1 protein-coding gene is annotated in these 1,813 nt (G+C 34.4%); it reads right to left on the reverse strand.

What is annotated here, in order from left to right:
* Window positions 1-359: 359 nt before the first annotated feature.
* A complete protein-coding gene (locus OIF36_00020) occupies window positions 360-1,556 on the reverse strand; it encodes an IS256 family transposase (GenBank protein MCV6598856.1) in 1,197 nt (398 codons plus the stop codon).
* Window positions 1,557-1,813 lie beyond the last annotated feature (257 nt).

Consider the following 1,813-nt stretch of genomic DNA (forward strand, 5'->3'; position numbering starts at 1 on the left):
AAGATGTTATTGAAACTATTAAAGAGTCTATTCTCCATAATGAAGACATGTAGTAACAATGTAAAAAAGCGAGAAAATAATTCGGTAGTGGGTAATGTATCAAATTAGCACTTATGAAAATTAAGTTCCAATGTTTGCTGATAATCAACATTTTAAATAAAGATGCCGTTCTTTTCAGAACGGTATCTTATGTTCATTGAAATATTAAAGTTTGTTAGGGCTTATAAAAACGGTAGTGTAACAAACTAGATCAAAGATGAAAATGTGATTGTAAATAGTTAAAAGCCAATAATTAAAACTTTTTTAGACACTATCCCGTAAACTGTGTAAACAAAATTTATCGAGGGTTTGACTTTTATTTAAAGTCGGACCCTTTTTTCATAGATCGTTAGAAACTGATTTAAAATGATGCCCCAGTTTCTAATGGGCATAGACCATTTTTTAGTTGCTTCTCTGGTAGCCAAATATACGGATTTCATAACAGCATCATCTGTAGGGAATGAAAGTTTGTTTTTGGTATACTTTCTAATTTTCCCATTTAGATTTTCTATTAAATTAGTGGTATAAATGATTTTTCTTATCTCGATGGGAAACTCATAAAAGACCGTTAGTTCTTCCCAGTTGTCTTGCCAGCTTTTAATAGCATAAGAATACTTGTCATTCCATTTGTTAGCAAAGTCCTCTAAAGCAGCTTTAGCTGCGTCTTGGTTAGGTGCATTATAAATATGTTTCATGTCGGCTGTAAAGGCTTTCTTGTCTTTCCATACCACATAACGCGATGCATTTCTAATTTGATGCACTACACATATTTGGGTTTTAGATTCTGGAAAAACGTTTTTAATGGTGTCCGTAAACCCATTCAGATTGTCTGTAGCAGTGATAAGAATGTCTTCTGTGCCACGAGCTCTGATATCAGTGAGTACACGCATCCAAAAGGCAGCAGTTTCATTCTTTCCTAGCCATAGACCTAACACTTCCTTTTTGCCGTCTCTACGTAATCCTACAGCGATGTACACGGTTTTATTGATGACTTTAGAGTTCTCCCGAACTTTAAATACAATACCATCCATCCAAACAATAAGATAAACAGGTTCTAAAGGTCTGTTTTGCCAGGCAACAATATCATTGGCTATCTTATCGGTTATTCTAGAAATAGTAGAGGTAGAAACATCAAAATTGTAAACCTCTCTAATTTGTTCTTCGATATCTGCATTACTCATTCCTTTGGCATAAAGAGAAACTATAACATTCTCGATACCATCCACCATATTACCTCGTTTAGGCACTATCATGGGATTAAAGCTAGCATCCCGATCTCGAGGAACCGAGATCTCAGATTCTCCAAAGGAGGTTTTAATTTTTTTAGAAGAATAGCCATTTCTAGAGTTTTTGTTGGATGATTTTGCATGTTTGCTATAATCCAAATGTCCATCTAGCTCCCCTTCCAGCATTTTTTCAATACCGCGCTTTTGAATTTGCTTCAAAAATGCGGAAAGTTCATCTCCAGTTTTAAACTGTTTTAAAAATTCGTCGGATAATAAATCGTCTTTTCTCATTGTGTGTAAAAATTTAAAGTTAAACAAAAAATATCGGGGGTCATGACCCCCGATATTTTTTAACTTACACACTTAATGAGATAGTCCTTAATTTTAATTTTTTAATCATGAAAGCAATTAAATCAAAATTGTTCTTACCTGTAATTGCTATTGTATTTGCAGTAGCCAGCGCCTTTACCACTACTAATGCAGCAGAAGCATCCACATTAGTAGATGGATATATTTATGCACCAATCCCTTGTCAGCAACGGGTTACA

Source organism: Alphaproteobacteria bacterium, assembly GCA_025800285.1.
In the GTDB taxonomy this organism is placed as follows: domain Bacteria; phylum Pseudomonadota; class Alphaproteobacteria; order JAOXRX01; family JAOXRX01; genus JAOXRX01.